Consider the following 15,916-nt stretch of genomic DNA (forward strand, 5'->3'; position numbering starts at 1 on the left):
CGACGGCCCGGCCAGGCCCGTGGCTCAGCCCCGTCCCCGTCCCCGCCGACGGCCGGGACGGCGGCGCCGGCCCGGCCGCTCCGGACCGCCCCGCGCGGTCCGCACCACCGCCCCCAGTTCGTCGTAGCGGGTCCGCTTCGCCAGCGGGACACCGGTCAGGTAGCCGGCCCTGGCGATCGCGTAACCGCCGACCGCCGCCGTCGTCAGCTGCACCACGACCGCCAACACCACCTTCACGGTGTTCCCGAGGCTGGGGTGGTGCAGCAGCACACCCACCAGCACCAGCCCCACCCCGAGACCCGAGGCCGTGGTCACCGCGCTGGCCCTCGTGTACAGGTCGGGCAGGCGCAGCAGCCCGACCCCGGCCAGCGCCAGCACGAGGGCACCCACCACGACCAGCGCGGTTCCCACGTGACCGAGCAGCACGCTCATCGTTTCCCCCCTGTCACGAGCCGGGCGATCGAGAGACTGGCCAGGAACCCGACCAGGGTGGCCACCAGGACCACGTCGAAGACGACCTCGCTGTCCGCGCGGAGGCCGACCAGGGCGACGAGCGCGACGAAACCGAAGAAGACCAGGTCCCCGGCGAGACCCCGGTCCGCGTCGGAGGGGCCGCGCACCAACCGGACCACGGCTGCGAGCAGGCTCAGGGCGACCAGCACGATCGCCAGATCGATGAGGATCACGTCTCGTCTCCGTCCTCGCCGCGGTCGGCGGACCGACGCGCCACGCCACCCGCCTCGGACGCGGGGCCATCCGCCGGCCCCGGACCGGGCAGCGCGCCGGCGGCGGCGGACAACCGCATCGCCACCAGCATCCGACCCTCCATCTCGTACAACTCGGCACGGAACGCCTCGCGGTCCTCCGCGAACATCCCGTGCACCCACAGGGTCGGCGGCTCCGCCCTGACCGCCACCGTCAGCGTCCCCGGGGTCAACGAGATCAGGTTCGCGATCATCGTGATCTCCAGGTCCGTCCGGCAGCGCAGCGGCAGTTCGGCGATGCCGGGCCGCAACCGGTCACTCGGGACCAGGGTCTCCCTGATCACCGAGACGTTCGCCTTCACGAGTTCCAGCAGGTAGTACCCCAGGAACCCGACCAGCCGGAGGATCCGTGCCAGGTGCCGTGTCATCGGCCGATCACCGCCTCGATGTAGCCGGACGTGTCCAGCAGTCCCGCCGCCGCCTGTTCCGCCAGCACCAGCAGGCCCTGCGCCCCGATACCCACCCCGAGGGTCACCCCGGTGAGGACCAGGGCTGGCAGCACGAGTGCCGGCCGGACCCTGGTGAGCAGTGCTCCTCTCGGGTGCCGTTCGAGGTGGTGCCCCGCGACGTCCTCCGGGGACCGGCCCCAGAACACCCCGCCCCAGATCTTCAGCATCGACATCAGCGTGAGCAGGCTGACCGCCACGGCGACCACCGCCACCGCGACCTGCCCCTCGTCGAAGGCGGCCCGCACCAGCGTCAACTTCGCCACGAACCCGGAGAAGGGCGGCATCCCGGCCAGCGACAGGGCGGCACCGAGGAAGGCCGCCGCGAGCAGCGGTTCCGTCCTGGCCACCCCACCCAGCCGGTCCAGCCGGTTCGTCCCGTAGGTGACCTCCACCGCTCCGGTGGACAGGAACAGCGACGCCTTCACGACCATGTGGTGCAACAGGTAGAAGATGCCGGCGGTCAGGCCGAGCGGGCCGAACAGCGCCACCCCCAGCAGGATGTAGCCGATCTGGGAGATCATGTGGAACGCGAGGATCGACCGCGTCGTGTTCTCCCCGACCGCGCCGAGCACCCCCACCACCATGGTCACGCCCATCGCGACCACACCGATCCACAGGTAGGTGCTGTCCCCCTCGAAGACCACCGCGTACACCCGGTAGATCGCGTAGATCGCCACCTTGGTGTGCAGCCCGGAGAACAACGCGGTCACCGCGGGGGAGGCGTAGGGGTAGGTCCTGGCCAACCAGCCGTGCACCGGGACGACGGCGGCCTTGACCGACAGGGCGATCAACACGACCGCCACCGCCGTGGCCACCAGTTCGGATTCGGCGGCCAGCCCGGCCAGCTCCCCGAGGTTGACGGTGCCCGTCACCCCGTAGACGAGGCCGACGCCGGCGAGGAACACCGTCGAGGTCAGCAGGTTCATCGCCACGTACAGCCGGCCGGCCCGCACCCCCCGGATGCCGGTGAGCATCGCCAGCAGCCCGTACGAGGGCAGCAACATCACCTCGATGAAGACGAACAGGTTGAACAGGTCCGCCGTGAGCAGCGCCCCGTTCACACCCGCCGCCAGGACGAGGACCAGCGGCGCGAAGAACCTGCGTTCCTCGTCACCCGCGGCGATCGCGAACGCCGAACACACCAGTGTCAGCAGCGAGGTCACCACGATCATCAGGGCGCCGAACATGTCCCCGACGAACGGGATGCTGATCCCGTTCGGCCAGAGACCGACGTTGTGCGAGACGATGCCGCCGTCCCAGCTGGCGACGACGAGCAGGACACCGAACCCGAGGCTCAGCGCGCTCGTTCCGAGCAGGATCACCCGGCGCGGTAGGGCGGGTTCCCGGAGCACGGTCAACACCGCGGCGGCGAGCAGCGGCACCGCCACGGCCAACGGCAGGAGAGCGCCGGTCATGCCTTCTCCTCGTCCTTCTCGCCGGACACGGCCGGGCCGCCCCGCGTGTCATCGTCCCGCTTGCCGACCCCGGCGAGGGTGAGCATGTAGACGGTGATCGCGAACGCGATCACGATCGCGGTGAGGACGAACGCCTGCGGCAGCGGATCGGCCGCCACCGAGGCGTCCGTCTCCGACATCAGCGGGGCCTCCCTGCGGAACGCGCCCCCACCCGACACCAGCAGCAGGTTCACCGCGTGGCCGAGCAGGACGAAGCCGAAGGTGATGCGCACCATGCCGCGCTGCACCACCAGGTACACGCCGCCGGCCACCAGCAGGCCGACGGAGATCGCGAGAGTCATCGGGTCTCCTTCCCCGCGCTCCGACCGGACCTGGACGCGCCCCGCGATCGAGGCATCCCGCCCGGCGGGCCGGAATCCCCTCCCAGCCGGTTCAACGCCGTGACCACGACACCGATCACCGCCAGGTAGACACCGACGTCGAAGACCAGGGCCGAGGTGAAGTGGTACTCACCCCCCCAGGGGAGCGGGATGTCCAGGTGGACTGGCCGGAGGAAGCTCCCCTCCAGGTAGCCCGCCACCCCCGTCAACACCGCGACCCCGACACCGGAGGCGATCAGGGCGATGTAGGGCCAGCGGATCGGGGCGCGGTCCGAACTCGGCGCGCTGAGGTAGGCCAGGGCGAACCCGGCGCCGCCCACCAGCGCCGAGATGAACCCGCCGCCCGGCTCGTAGTGGCCCCGCAGGAGCAGGTAGGCCGACAACAGGATCACCAGCGGCGCCAACCACCGCCCCACGGTGCGGAACAGGATGGTGGCATCGGTCGGCGAATCAATGGGACTGCCGGCGAACCGGTGGATGGCCGTCGGCTGCCGGTTCGGCAGCAGGCCGTTGGCGTTGAGCACGGCCACGATCACCAGCCCGGCGATGCCGAGCACGGTCAGCTCCCCCAGCGTGTCCAACGCGCGGAAGTCCACCAGGATGGTGTTCACGACGTTGGTGCCGCCGGTCTCGTTCTCGGCTTCGGTCAGGAAGTAGTCCGCCGCGGGGGACAGCTCCCGGCGACCGGTCATCGTGTAGGTGGCGAGCGCGGCGACCCCACCGGCGACGATCGCGAGGACCGCGGCGGCGGCCCTCCGCACCCTCCCCGTGGGGTGGAAGGACCGTGGCAGCCGCCGGAGGACCAGGACCGCGACGACGACGGTGAGCACCTCGACCAGCAGCTGGGTCAGACCGACGTCGGGGGCGCCGAGCGTGAAGAACCACAGGGCGACGGTGAAACCCCCCACCCCGATCGACCCCAGCGCGGCGAGGCGGGAGCGCGCCACCACCGCTCCGAGCACCGAGGCGGCGATCAGGGCGACGAGCACCCAGTCCATCGGCCGGCTCACCGGAGCGGGGAAGTCGCCGACGGCGAGACCGGCCGACAACGCGACCGAGGCCAGCACCGCCAGCAGCACGAAGGGCATCGCGAGGTGCTGGGCGGGGGAGTCGCTCCGGGTGAGATCACCCACCCGCGCACCCAGCGCGATCGTCCCCCGGTACAGGCGTTCGAACACCTCCGTCCCCCGGACGGGGAACAACGAGCGGTCCAACACCCGGTCGAGCCACGCCCGTCGGAGGAAGAGCACCGTCCCGGCGCCGAGGACGACCACCGACATCCCCAGCGCGGTGGAGAAACCGTGCCAGAGCGCGAGGTCGCTGTCGTGGACCAGCCCCCAGGTATCGGTGACGACCCGGTCCACCAGGGGGTTGAGCAGCGGGACCACCAGCCCGAGCACCAGACCCGCCACCGACGCCACGGCGGCGGGGAACAGGAACGCCGCCTTCGGCTCCCGGAGGTGGCTCTGCTCGGTGGGCCCGCCGAAAGCCCCGTAGACCAGCCGGAAGGAGTAGGCGAAGGTGAGGATCGCCCCCACCACAGCGACCCCGCCCACGACCGGCCCCACCCATCCGGGGCCCGGGGCGTCGAGGAAGGCGCCGAACATGCTCTCCTTGCTGACGAAGCCCAGCAGCGGCGGAACACCGGCCATCGACAGGGCCGCCAGCCCCGTCAGCGTCGCGGTGACCGGCATGACCCGTCGGAGACCGGTGAGCTTCCGGATGTCCCGGCTGCCCGCCTCGCGGTCCACCACGCCGACCAGCATGAACAGGGTGGCCTTGAACAGCGCGTGCGCGAGGGTGTGGGCCGTGGCGGCCGCCATCGCCGCCGGGGTGCCCACCCCGATGATCGCGACGAGGAACCCGAGCTGGCTCACCGTCGAGTAGGCCAGCAGCTCCTTCAGGTCGTGGCGTTGCAGGGCGAACAGCGCGCCGAGGACGGCGGTCACCAGGCCGAAGCCGATCAGCGCGGTCTGCCAGACCGCGTGGTCGGCCAGCGCGGGGGAGAACCGCATCAGCAGGTAGATCCCCGCCTTCACCATCGCCGCGGCGTGCAGGTATGCGCTCACCGGTGTGCTGGCGGCCATGGCGTCGGGCAACCAGTAGTGGAACGGGAACTGCGCGGACTTGGTGAAGGCGGCGAGGATCACCAGGACCGCGACGGCGGTGGCGAAGGCCGGGTCGTCGGTCCAGGCGGAGTGCTCCAGGATCACGCTGAGCCGGGTCGTCCCGGTGGTCACCCACATCAGGACCACGGCGGTGAGCAGCGCGAGGCCACCCGCGGCCGTGAGGATCAGCGTCCGCACCGCCGGGCGGCTCGCGGACAACCCCGATCTCCCGATGAGGAAGAACGAGCAGATCGTGGTGATCTCCCAGAAGACGAACAACAGCACCACGTCGTCGGCGAGGACGAGACCGAACATCGCCGCGGCGAACAGCGTCATCAGCAGGTAGAAGTCGCCGTGCCGCCCGTGGGAGAAGTAGCTGGCCGAGTAGGCCATCACCAGTGCGCCCACGACCAGGACGAGCGAGACGAACAGCAGGGCGAGACCGTCCAGCCGCAGGTGGAAGCCCACACCGACGGCGGGCATCCACGGTGCGTCGAAGGACGGGGCCCCGGCCCCGGACAGCACTTCGGGTGCCCGGGTGGCGACGAGCGCGGCGAGGCCCAGGAACGCGGCGGCCAACGGCCAACCCGTCGACCGGCCCAGGAACCGGTCGAGCAGGGGAGCCGCCAGCGCCAGCGCGGTGAGCGCCGCGAGAACCAGTGGCAGGACCAAACGAGTGACCTCTCAGCTCGGCTTCGGGGCAGCCGTCACTCGGTGGTCCCGCGACGCGGGTCACGGGACGAGGAAGGCGGTGACAGCCGGAGCCCGAGGAGGGCGAAATCCGGGTAGGGCGAACGACCGTGGCGTCCCGACCGGGGCCACGGAGCGGGTCAGCGCGGAGAGGAGGCGCTGACCAGGGCGTGGGAACGGGGCGGCGGGCACCCGCTGAGTTCGCCGTGCGCGTTGGTTCCCCAGGAGTTCGTGTAGCCGTTGGTGCCGGTCGCCCGTTTCGTGTCCGAGGGGGGCAGCACCGGGTGCGGCGTGGAAAGGGCTCGACGGGTCGACTCGAGCGCGGGCGACGGGATGGGGGCCACCGCTGGGACCGCCTGGGGCCAGCGCGCCGGTCGTGGCTGCGGAGCGCGGCTGGTCCGCGCCCTGGGGGCAGGACCGGCCACCCTCGTGGTGGGCTCCCGTGGCGGTGGGAGGGCCGAGCTGGCGACGCGCACCGGCACCTCACTCTCCCCGCGCGAGCGACATCGCGACGGACCCTACCAGCCCGGGAACGGTGGGCACCGCTCCAAACCGCTCGGCCACCACGGGGGGAGGGGAGTCGAGGCGCGACGTGCCGGCCTCGTCCTCAAGGCGCCGTCGCTCCGACCGCGACGCGGGGAGCCCGCCCGTGGCGGTGGGGACTGAGAGCGACGAGCATATCACCGGTAGGCGATATGCCGAGGAAATATTAGTCCTTGCGGGGGAAGGCTTGGCATGGCCGAAAACTACCCTGAGTAGTCGAACTGGGGGTGGCTGACGTGGACGATCGGGTGGTGGGGAGGTCCGAGTCGCGGGCGGCGCATGGGGCCGTGCCGAGGGCGCCACGAGTGTTCCAGCCTCGAGTGAACTGCGTCTACCAGCCGATATTAGTTCTGCTGACCGCCTTGGCTCTCGTCTTGGGCCGTTCGTGGAAGATTTCTGCCCGCTGAGCGAGTGGTGGCAGCCAGTAGTCGCGATATCGACCCACCGGTGTAGGTTGCTTTGCACGAATTGGTGCCGGTGGTGGGCGGCTTCCTCGGAAGGAAGCCGCCCCGGTCGGTCGCCACCAGCCGCGCTCGCGGACGCCCGCTCCTGGCAGAGATCAGCGTCCGCCTGGCGCTCCGAGGGAGGACCAACCTGATGACAGTAGGCCGTGACCCCTGGCTCGACGCAACCGAGGTCGGGGGCGAGACCGGTGAACGGTGGGGTTCGCGCGGTGGGGTGTTGGAAGCGATTCGCCTCGCGGTGTCGCTCCTGTCGGCGGTGGTGGGCGACTCGCCGACCACCAGGCGGGTCATCCTCCTGCTGTGCGCGATCTGCCTCGTCCTCACCTTCCCCCTGCTGGTCCTGCCGATAGAGATCGACCTGGGCTGGTTCCGCCTGCTCCGTTAGGCGGTGCTGGCTCGCCCCGACCCCGCCGGCCCCTCCGCGACGCCGAAGGGGTTGTCGATGGCGTAGCGCCAGTACCCGTCGGCCCCCCGGCGCGCCACGTCCGTCGCCGTTCCCTCGATGCGGACGGAGCCGCCGTGCCGCGCGGTTCCGGCGATCACGAAGTCGACGATCAAGAGTGCGACGTCGTCCAGGGCGTAGACGTGGCGGGGGGAGACGGTGATGGGCAGCCCGAGTTCCAGGAACTCCGCGTTGGCCAGTCGCCGTGCCTTCCCCGTCACGGCCGTGCCGGGTTGGGGAACGAACAGCGCCCCGGGCTCGTACACCTGTTCCAGGATGTCGACGTCGCCGGTGTTGAACGCCGAGGCGAAGACCTCGGGGTGCCGTGCGGGGTCCGTCGTGAGTTGGATGTGGGTCGGAGTCTCGCTCATGGAGCGGAGCCAACAGGAGGCGCACGTGGGTAACCAAACGGAAACCGTGGTCAGGGCCGACGGCGGCTGGGACCGAGAGCTGGTCCCGGACGTGGCGGGGCGCACCCAGCGGCCGGACCCGGACTGCCCGGTCGAGGTCGCGCTGGCGGCCGTCTCCGGTCGCTGGACCACGCTGGTGCTACGGGAACTCCTGCACGGGCCCTGCTCCTTCACGGAACTCCGGCGCCGACTTCCCACCCTGAGCGCGAAGGTGCTGACCGAGCGGTTGGGTGAGCTCCAGGCGCGCGGCCTGGTCGGCAGGACGCGCGCCCCCGGCTTCCCGGCGCGGACCGAGTACGCGGTGACCGAGCGCGGGACAGCGCTGCGCCCACTGCTGATCAGCCTCTACCGCACCGGCCAGGCCCTCGGGGGCCTGCCCCCGCGCCGCTGAACCAGGTCGGTGGGACCTGTCGGCCGCGACCGAGGTGTGACGGCCCGGCCGGGTGCTCCGCTCCAGCCCGTCCCCGGAGTCACGAGGAGAGGTCAGCGCGCGCACCACGGCCGCGGTCGGGTGGATGACGTCGGCCTTCGGGCGCGGCCCGCGGATCGGTCACCCTTCCGGACGGACCTCGCGCCGATCGGGGCGGGGCGAAACCGCCCCGCCCCGGAGGTGCGGCGTCAGTTGCCCAGGCCGTCGTCGTGCGGGGGCTTGCCCGCTCCGCTCAGGCCGAACAGCAGCCGCTGCATGACCTGGGGGTCGAAGTCGTCCGGCTCCCCCGCCATCGCCTCGGCGGCGGGGGAGGGGCGTCGCTCCCGTTGGGGCAGGGGGACCGCCGTGCCGTTCAACCCCGTCGGCAGGGGGAGCTCACACCAGGCGAGTCGGATTCCGCCGTCGAGCGGAACGAGCCCGGTGCGCAGTTCCGACAACTGGGCCAGCACCGGGGCGTGCTCGTTGAACCGTTCGGTCTCGACCTCCACGACGAGGCAGTCACCGCGCAGGCGCAGGCGCACCGTGATGAAGCCCGCCGACTGCTGGTCGGTGTCCTCGACGGTGGCCGTGACCAGCGCGCTCATCACGCGGGACGCGTCGTCCTGCAAGGGGCGTAAGGACCACTCGGACAGGGTGAACCGGAGAAAGAGATCGGCGAGATTCACGGCATTGGGCACTGCGAGCAGGCGGAGGTCGTCGACCTGGATGGTTTGCGAGTTCACCAGGATCCTTTCTGCTTCCGCGTTCCGCGCGAGACGTCACGAGGCACCGGCGAGTCCGTATCTTGCCAACTCGAGCCGACGTCGGGTCTGGGCGGGTTCCCCTGACGCGGCTTTCCGTCGCTTCGACGTCATCCCAGGTGCCGAGCGTGGCAGCACGGGAAACGCGTGCACCGGAGCTTCCACTGTGGAAACTACCTGGTGGCACCAGGGTCGCCCAGTGGTGGGGCACCCGGTCGCCGCCGGCAGCGTTCTGACGCTCGGTAACCGCCGAACGGGTGCCGCCCCGTCGGACGATCGCCGCGCTCCCGTCGGCGGGGGCGCGACGCGTCCATCCTGCCCGCGATGGTCACCGGCCGATTCCGCCGTTCTCCGGGCCGAACCGCCGGGAATCGCGCAAACTCCGGGTACGGCGCCCGCCGGGGTGCTAATTTGGTCGAGTGACCAAAACAGTCGATCGACCAGGTCCCGGGCGAGGTGAACGACGCCGTGAGCAGCTGGTGGCGGTCGGCGTCGACCTGCTGGCGGAGGGCGGATGGCCCGCCGTGACCACCCGTGCGGTCGCCGAGCGGGCGACCGCGAACGTCGGGCTGATCCACTACCACTTCGGAGGTGTCGGCAACCTGCACCGCGCGATAGCCGAACGCGCGGGTGACCTCGTGATCAACCCGGTCATCGACGAGCTGTTGGAGGCCTCCGACGAACAGGCCGCCCTGGACACGCTGCGTGGTCTGCTGCCGAGTTCCGGGAGCACGCGGGCGAGCCGGCTCGCGGTCGAACTCGTTGTCGGAGCGATGCGGGACAGCAACCTCGGTGCCGTGATGCGGGACCAGATGCGCCAGTCGAGGGCGCAGGCCGCCGACCGGCTGGCCACGCTCCGACCGCACTGGTCGGCGAGCCGCTGCGCCGGTGTCGCCACCCTGGTGGTGGCGCTGCTCGACGGGCTGATGCTGCACCTGGTGCTCGACGAGGACCTGCCCACCGAGGAGGCCCTCGCCGCCATCGAGGAACTCGTGGGCGACCGCGACGACACGCCGGTCCCCTCCTGAGCCTGGCGACCCGCCTCCTCCGTGAGCGGATGGTCCCGGGCTCGGCCCTCCCCGCCGGTGGGGACGCGGGCTGGGCCGGTGGTGGGTGTCGGGACGCCGACGAGGACCTCGTCCCCCAGGGCCGCCGCTCCTGGGCGCTCGTGCGGTCCCGACTGGCGTACCCGGGCGGGCGAGAGCGGGCTGGGGAGCGCCCTCGGGTCTCCGTGCCGGGGTCAGCTGCCGAGCCGGGCGGGGCGGCGGTGGTTGGCCGTCGGCGCGGGAACGTCTCGTCGTTCTCCTGCCGGGGGAACGCCTCGCTCCCGCCCGTGCACCGGCTCGCTCGCGCAGCGTCCGCCGGCCTCCCTCGGCCCGGGAGGAGGCAAGCCGCCACCGTCACGTCAGCTTCGGTGGGGCGCCGCGCGCCCCCGTGGGTCCCGGGGACAGCTCGATGGCGGAATCGGACCGCTCTCCTGGCGCGACCCCATCCCTGGGTGAGGTGAGCCGCCGGCCGCGGTCCGCCAGCGTGGAGTTGGTCGAGGAGACGTGCCGTCTCGCGGGTCTGGGGTCTCCCGAAAACCGCGAGGGGGAACTAGGACGTGTCGCCCGCACACGACGAAGCGCGGTGGGGGATGCCCGCCACCGCGCTCGTTGGTCTCGTTGCGCCCTCGACAGGATTCGAACCTGTGACACCTGCCTCCGGAGGGCAGTGCTCTATCCACTGAGCTACGAGGGCTCACCATCGTCGGTTTCGGGATTCCCCTCGCCGGCGACGGGGAAAGCTTAGCGCATCCCGATCGGGGGTTCGCGCGCCCCCCCTTGGTTGACGCCTGAACGAGTTCACCTCCTCGTTCTCCCAGGCCAGGGGAGCGCGCGATTGCGGACTTGTACTCATGCGCATATCGCTATATGTTCGCTCCGGGAGGCGACGAGATGACAGCGGACAACGGCGGTCGTTCCGACGAGGGGCACCGGGGGCACGGACACGGGCACGGACACGGGCACGGGCACGGCATCACCGCGGCCGACGCGGTGAGCGCGTCCGGGAGGCATGTGCGGCGGATGGTGGCCGCGTTGTGCGTGCTCGTCACCTTCCTCGTCGTGGAGGTCGTGGTCGCCCTCGCCACCGGCTCCCTCGCGTTGCTCTCGGACGCCGGCCACATGCTGACCGACGTCCTCGGCATCGGGATGGCCCTCGCCGCGATCACCGCCGCCCGCCGAGCCGCGCGCCGCGCCTCCGGGACGCGCCGCACCTTCGGCCTCTACCGGCTGGAGGTGCTCGCGGCCCTGGCCAACGCCCTGCTGCTCTTCGCGGTCGCCGGCTTCATCCTGTACGAGGCCGCCCACCGCTTCACGGATCCGCCGGAGGTCGAGGGCGGTCCGGTCATGATCGCCGCCGCCGCCGGACTGGTCGCCAACCTCGTCGCCTTCGCCCTGCTGCGACAGGGCGCGGCCGAGAGCATCAACGTGCGGGGCGCCTACCTGGAGGTGCTGGCCGACACGCTGGCCTCGGTCGGAGTGCTCATCGGCGCCGCCGTCACGCTGCTCTTCGGCTGGCGGTACGCCGACCCGCTCGTGGCCGTCGCCATCGCGGCCTTCGTCATCCCCCGGACCGCACGGCTCGCGGGCCAGGCCCTGCGCATCCTCGTGCAGGAAGCGCCCGCCGAGGTCGACGTGCGCCAGCTCAGGCGGGACCTCGTCGGTCTCCCGGCCGTGGTCGGCGTGCACGACCTCCACGTCTGGACCCTCACCTCCGGCATGGAGGTCCTCCAGGCGCACCTGACGATCGAGACCGACGGCGACACCGGGACCGTGCTGGGCGAGGCCCAACGGATGCTCGCGGAGAAGTACGGCATCCACCACGCCACCCTCCAGGTGGAGCCCGCCCACCTCCCGATGAGCTGCCGCGAGTTGAGCTGGTGAACCGTTCGGCCCGAGACGGGGCACCGGGCGGACCACCACTGGTCTGACCAGCCGTCGCGCACCGTCCGGAGGTGGGGGCGCCGACAAACCCGGGCGCGCCCCGACCTCCCGGGGGCAGCCGGCGGTGGTGGCGGGACGATCAGCGCGCCGGCGGTCGCACCGGCACGGGTGGAGGGCGGCGGCCGAGCCCCCGGGAGGTCGGAACGGGAGAGGGCCACGAACCCCCGCCGGGGCGGCCCGGGACGGCGGGGGCGACCTGGCGCACCGCCGCCGAGGAGCGCGCGGGCGCGTCGCCGGTCAGTCGCCCGCCTCGGCGGGCGCGTCGCCGGGGGTGGTGGCGGTCGGTACGCCAGCACGAGCGCACCGACGGCCCGAGCGCGGTGGGGGTACGAACACACCCCGGCACCCGGCAGGGTCGGGCTCCCGACCAGTACCCGCCCTCGCGGCGCCGGTGGGGTCGGTCAGTTGTCGAAGGGCAGCGGCTCGGCCCCGCGCTCCCGCAGCATGCCCACCATCTTCGCGCTCTCCGCGGTCTGGTGCTGCAACATGTTCGACGCGAGGTTGCGCACCTGCACCCGACCGGCGCGCTCCGCCGCGTAGGTGGCCATCTCGACACCGCCCTCGTGGTGGCGGAGCATCAGCTGGAGGAACAGGACGTCGAGTTCCTCGCCCCGAGCCGCCCGCAGCTCGGCCAGCTCCTCCTCGCTGGCCATGCCCGGCATGATCGCCGGAGCACCGTTCTCGTCCTGGGGCACGGCGCCGTGGTGCTGGTGGCCCTCCGGGCCGGTCATCCAGTTCATGTAGCCGTCCACGGGTGTCAGCGAACGGTCCCAGATGTTCAGCCAGCCCTGCATCCAGCCGATCTGCTCGCGCTGGTTGGTGTCGATGTCGAAGGCCAGCTGGGAGATCGACGGGTCCTCCCCGTTCACCCGGTACAGGGTCGCCATCGTCGTCGCCTGGCGGTGGTGGATCGTCATGTCCTGCGCGAAGCCGACGTCCACGGACTCCGCCGACGGGGCCGCCGAACCGCCGGCCCCCGGCAGCCCGACCAGCATGCCGCCGGCGGCGCCGAGGAGCAGCAGCGCCAGCACCGCGCCCACGAGGGTCACCGCCCGTATCCACGGCGGCCCACCGGAGCCGACCCCCGGGGGCGGCGAACCGTCGCTCTTCTCGGCGCTCCCGCTCCGCGCCCTCGGGTGCCTCGTCACCACGTGGCCCTCAGCCCTCAGTCGTTGGTGTCGCCCTCGTCGGATGCGTCAGCGCCCTCGTCGGACTCGGGGGCCTCCGACTCATCCGTGGCCGGGTCCTCCTCGCCCTCCGGCTGCTCGCTCGCCTCCGGGGCGCCCGAGGGGTCGAGCATCTCGTCACCGGGACCGGTGTAGCCGCCGAAGTCCTCCGGGTTCGCCGACATCGGCATGGCGTCCGGTCCGGGCTCGCTCGGGTCGAAGGGCGGCGGGTTGTCCACGTCGAAGCGGGCCGGGTTCGGCATGCAGGTGGCACCGATCTCGGGGTAGACGTAGGCGTTGAGCTGGAGGGCCGTGATGAACTGGTCGATCCGCTCGTCGTCGGCGCTGTCGACCTTCAACCGGTGGCCCCATGCCTGGAGCGAGATCGGGCTGTCGAGGTCGGGGTAGGGCGACATCATCATCGCCGGCTCACCGATGACCTTGTTCCGCAGCGTCTCCAGGTCCTCGCCCTGGATCTGGTCCTCGTTGTAGGCGATCCAGACGGCGCCGTGCTCCAGCGAGTGGACCATGTTCTCGTTCCGCACCGGGACGTCGTAGACCACGCCGTTGCAGCCAGCCCACACCTCGTCGTGCGGTCCGCCGTTGGGCGGGAACTCCTCGTAGGCCACCCGCTGCGGAGCGACCACGTGCAACTGGCCCGCGTACTCCTCGCTGGTGACGCCCTCGATGTCCAGGGCCGGGTTCTGGTTCTCCTCCGAGGGCGTGAAGGCGCGGATGTCGGCGGTGGCCTCGTACTGCGTGTAGACGTAGGTGAAGATGCCGCCGGCGAAGAGCACCAGCACCGCCACGGCGGCCAGGGTGCCCCAGGGCTTCGACTTCTTCACGGCCGTCGCCGCGCGGGCGTTGCGTACCGCTTTGGAGCTCTTTCCGCTCGCCATGCCTGTCGGACCTCGTCTCCGTGACTACCGCACTCCGCACCTGACGGCGGACAGTCTATGAGCCGCGAGCGGAATTCGGTACGTGTGGTCGGCCTCTCGTTCACCCAGAGTCAGACCGGGATGGCGGACGGTGCCGACCCCTCGCGGGGGTCGCCGACCCCGCCCCGGCCGGGCGTGTGCGCGGTGTCCGCACCCGGCGGTGAAGCGGGTGTGGGTACCGGGTGGGGGCACTCGACGTGAGCGAACACGCGCGGTGGGCCACCCACGGGGCGGCCAAGCCGCACCGCGTCCCAGCAGGCGGGACGCGGTGCGCCCACCGGACAACCCGCTCGTTTGTCGTGGTGGCGGCTGCCTAGACTTTCCCGGGTGAACCCCGCCGTGCTCAGCGACCTGATCCGTTCCACCGCAGCGGAAGCGCTCACCACCCGTGGGCTGGACACCACCGTGCTGCCAGCCACCGTGACCGTGGAGCGACCCAGAAACCCCGAGCACGGCGACTACGCCACGAACCTCGCCCTCCAGGTCGCCAAGAAGGTCGGAGTGGCGCCCCGCGAGTTCGCCGGGTGGCTCGCCGAGGCGCTGGCGCACCAGGACGGCGTGCGGTCGGTGGACATCGCCGGTCCCGGCTTCCTCAACCTGCGCCTCGACCCGGAGGCGCAGGGACTGGTCATCCGCGAGGTGCTGCGCCGGGGCGAACACTTCGGTGAGGGCGACGAGCTCTCCGGCACCCGGATCAACCTGGAGTTCGTCTCCGCCAACCCCACCGGGCCCATCCACCTGGGCGGTACCCGCTGGGCGGCGGTCGGGGACACCCTGGGACGGCTGTTCGCCGCGCGCGGCGCCGACGTCACCCGCGAGTACTACTTCAACGACGCGGGCGCCCAGATCGACCGCTTCGTGCGCTCGCTGGTCGCCGCCGCCAAGGGCGAGCCGGTGCCAGAGGACGGGTACGGCGGCGACTACATCGCCGAGATCGCCGCCAGCGTGCTCCAGGCGGAGCCCGACGTGCTCGGCCTGCCGGAGGACGAGGTCGCCGAGACCTTCCGCCGGGTCGGCGTCGGCATGATGTTCGAGCAGATCAAAGGGAGCCTGCACGACTTCGGCACCGACTTCGACGTCTACTTCCACGAGGACTCCCTGCACTCCTCGGGAGCGGTGGACCGGGCGGTCGAGCGGCTGAAGGAGGCGGGGAGCCTCTACCACTCCGAGGGTGCCTGGTGGCTCCGCTCCACCGAGTTCGGCGACGACAAGGACCGGCCGGTCATCAAGAGCGACGGGCAGCCCGCCTACATCGCCGGTGACCTCGCCTACTACCTGGACAAGCGGTCCCGGGGCTTCGACCTCTGCGTCTACATGCTCGGGGCCGACCACCACGGCTACATCAACCGCCTGAAGGCCGCCGCGGCCGCGTTCGGGGACGACCCTGGCACGGTCGAGGTCCTGATCGGCCAGATGGTCAACCTCGTCCGGGGCGGGGAGACCGTCCGGATGAGCAAGCGCGCGGGCACCGTGGTCACCCTGGAGGACCTGGTGGACGCCGTCGGGGTCGACGCGGCCCGGTACTCGCTGATCCGGGCATCCGTGGACTCCCCGCTGGACATCGACCAGGAGTTGTGGAGTTCGCGCAGCAACGAGAACCCGGTCTTCTACGTGCAGTACGCGCACTCCCGGCTCGCCTCGATCCAGCGCAACGCCCTGGAGCTCGGGGTGGACGCCGGCGACCCGGAGCGGACCGACTACGGCCTGCTCTCCCACGAGCGGGAGGGTGACCTCCTGCGGGAGCTCGCCGCCTTCCCGGAAAAAGTGGAGATGGCCACCCGGCTGCGGGAGCCGCACCGGATCGCCAGGTACCTGGAGGAGCTCTCCAGCGCCTACCACAAGTTCTACGACGCCTGCCGGGTCCTGCCGATGGGCGACGAGAAGCCGACCGAGTTGACCTCGGCCCGCCTCCAGCTCTGCGCCGCCACGCGGCAGGTGCTGGCCAACGGCCTCGCCCTGCTCGGCGTCAGCGCACCCGAACGGATGTGAT

15 protein-coding genes and 1 tRNA gene are annotated in these 15,916 nt (G+C 71.6%); 5 read left to right on the forward strand and 11 right to left on the reverse strand.

Annotated elements, in window-relative coordinates:
• Positions 1 to 24: 24 nt before the first annotated feature.
• The 6 genes from mnhG to G443_RS21335 are packed head-to-tail and all read right to left on the reverse strand — an operon-like array spanning position 25 to position 5,788.
• Positions 25 to 432, reverse strand: coding sequence for a monovalent cation/H(+) antiporter subunit G (gene mnhG / locus G443_RS21310; RefSeq protein ID WP_051313888.1), 408 nt, complete (start codon positions 430 to 432; stop codon positions 25 to 27).
• On the reverse strand, positions 429 to 686 hold the full coding sequence (locus G443_RS21315) for an MrpF/PhaF family protein (RefSeq protein ID WP_016697456.1): 258 nt from the start codon (positions 684 to 686) through the stop codon (positions 429 to 431). The genes mnhG and G443_RS21315 overlap by 4 nt, the downstream gene beginning before the upstream one ends.
• On the reverse strand, positions 683 to 1,132 hold the full coding sequence (locus tag G443_RS21320; protein ID WP_016697457.1) for a Na+/H+ antiporter subunit E: 450 nt from the start codon (positions 1,130 to 1,132) through the stop codon (positions 683 to 685). Before G443_RS21320 ends, G443_RS21315 begins: the two co-directional genes overlap by 4 nt.
• The gene (locus tag G443_RS21325; protein ID WP_016697458.1) at positions 1,129 to 2,628 is read right to left on the reverse strand and encodes a monovalent cation/H+ antiporter subunit D family protein; all 1,500 of its coding nucleotides are present in this window, start codon (positions 2,626 to 2,628) and stop codon (positions 1,129 to 1,131) included. Before G443_RS21325 ends, G443_RS21320 begins: the two co-directional genes overlap by 4 nt.
• Positions 2,625 to 2,969 carry a sodium:proton antiporter gene (locus tag G443_RS21330; protein ID WP_016697459.1) on the reverse strand — a complete coding sequence of 115 codons (345 nt, stop codon included), beginning with the start codon at positions 2,967 to 2,969 and terminating at the stop codon, positions 2,625 to 2,627. Before G443_RS21330 ends, G443_RS21325 begins: the two co-directional genes overlap by 4 nt.
• A complete protein-coding gene (locus G443_RS21335; RefSeq protein WP_026418650.1) occupies positions 2,966 to 5,788 on the reverse strand; it encodes a DUF4040 family protein in 2,823 nt (940 codons plus the stop codon). The genes G443_RS21330 and G443_RS21335 overlap by 4 nt, the downstream gene beginning before the upstream one ends.
• A 1,158-nt stretch (positions 5,789 to 6,946) precedes the next feature.
• Between G443_RS21335 and G443_RS21340 the strand changes: the two genes are divergently transcribed.
• The gene (locus G443_RS21340; protein WP_155886107.1) at positions 6,947 to 7,198 is read left to right on the forward strand and encodes a hypothetical protein; all 252 of its coding nucleotides are present in this window, start codon (positions 6,947 to 6,949) and stop codon (positions 7,196 to 7,198) included.
• Here the strand turns inward: G443_RS21340 and G443_RS21345 are convergent.
• Complete coding sequence (locus tag G443_RS21345) at positions 7,195 to 7,626, reverse strand: YybH family protein (protein WP_026418647.1); 432 nt, start codon at positions 7,624 to 7,626, stop codon at positions 7,195 to 7,197. The two genes, G443_RS21340 and G443_RS21345, sit on opposite strands and share 4 nt — an antisense overlap.
• A gap of 25 nt (positions 7,627 to 7,651) precedes the next feature.
• Between G443_RS21345 and G443_RS21350 the strand changes: the two genes are divergently transcribed.
• The gene (locus G443_RS21350) at positions 7,652 to 8,056 is read left to right on the forward strand and encodes a winged helix-turn-helix transcriptional regulator (RefSeq protein ID WP_245588772.1); all 405 of its coding nucleotides are present in this window, start codon (positions 7,652 to 7,654) and stop codon (positions 8,054 to 8,056) included.
• 227 nt (positions 8,057 to 8,283) lie between these two features.
• Here G443_RS21350 and G443_RS21355 read toward each other — a convergent pair whose 3' ends face one another.
• Positions 8,284 to 8,817, reverse strand: coding sequence for a hypothetical protein (locus tag G443_RS21355; RefSeq protein ID WP_026418645.1), 534 nt, complete (start codon positions 8,815 to 8,817; stop codon positions 8,284 to 8,286).
• Positions 8,818 to 9,254: 437 nt separating this feature from the next.
• On the opposite strand from G443_RS21355, the gene G443_RS21360 reads away from it, so the two are divergent.
• A complete protein-coding gene (locus G443_RS21360; RefSeq protein WP_026418644.1) occupies positions 9,255 to 9,863 on the forward strand; it encodes a TetR/AcrR family transcriptional regulator in 609 nt (202 codons plus the stop codon).
• Positions 9,864 to 10,502: 639 nt separating this feature from the next.
• Here the strand turns inward: G443_RS21360 and G443_RS21365 are convergent.
• A tRNA-Arg gene (locus tag G443_RS21365) sits at positions 10,503 to 10,575 on the reverse strand.
• A 197-nt stretch (positions 10,576 to 10,772) separates the two neighbouring features.
• On the opposite strand from G443_RS21365, the gene G443_RS21370 reads away from it, so the two are divergent.
• Entirely contained in the window at positions 10,773 to 11,762 is a 990-nt protein-coding gene (locus G443_RS21370) for a cation diffusion facilitator family transporter (protein WP_051313904.1), read from the forward strand.
• 461 nt (positions 11,763 to 12,223) lie between these two features.
• On the opposite strand, the gene G443_RS21375 is transcribed toward G443_RS21370, so the two are convergent.
• Positions 12,224 to 12,871: a DUF305 domain-containing protein gene (locus tag G443_RS21375; RefSeq protein WP_245588771.1), complete on the reverse strand. Its 648-nt coding sequence runs from the start codon at positions 12,869 to 12,871 to the stop codon at positions 12,224 to 12,226.
• A gap of 116 nt (positions 12,872 to 12,987) precedes the next feature.
• A complete protein-coding gene (locus G443_RS21380) occupies positions 12,988 to 13,887 on the reverse strand; it encodes a thioredoxin-like domain-containing protein (protein ID WP_026418641.1) in 900 nt (299 codons plus the stop codon).
• A gap of 366 nt (positions 13,888 to 14,253) precedes the next feature.
• On the opposite strand from G443_RS21380, the gene argS reads away from it, so the two are divergent.
• Positions 14,254 to 15,915 (forward strand): arginine--tRNA ligase, encoded by a 1,662-nt coding sequence (argS, locus tag G443_RS21385; RefSeq protein ID WP_026418640.1) that lies wholly within the window; start codon positions 14,254 to 14,256, stop codon positions 15,913 to 15,915.
• Position 15,916 lies beyond the last annotated feature (1 nt).

It is taken from the genome of Actinoalloteichus caeruleus DSM 43889 (assembly GCF_000429185.2).
GTDB classification, from domain to species: Bacteria; Actinomycetota; Actinomycetes; order Mycobacteriales; family Pseudonocardiaceae; genus Actinoalloteichus_B; species Actinoalloteichus_B caeruleus.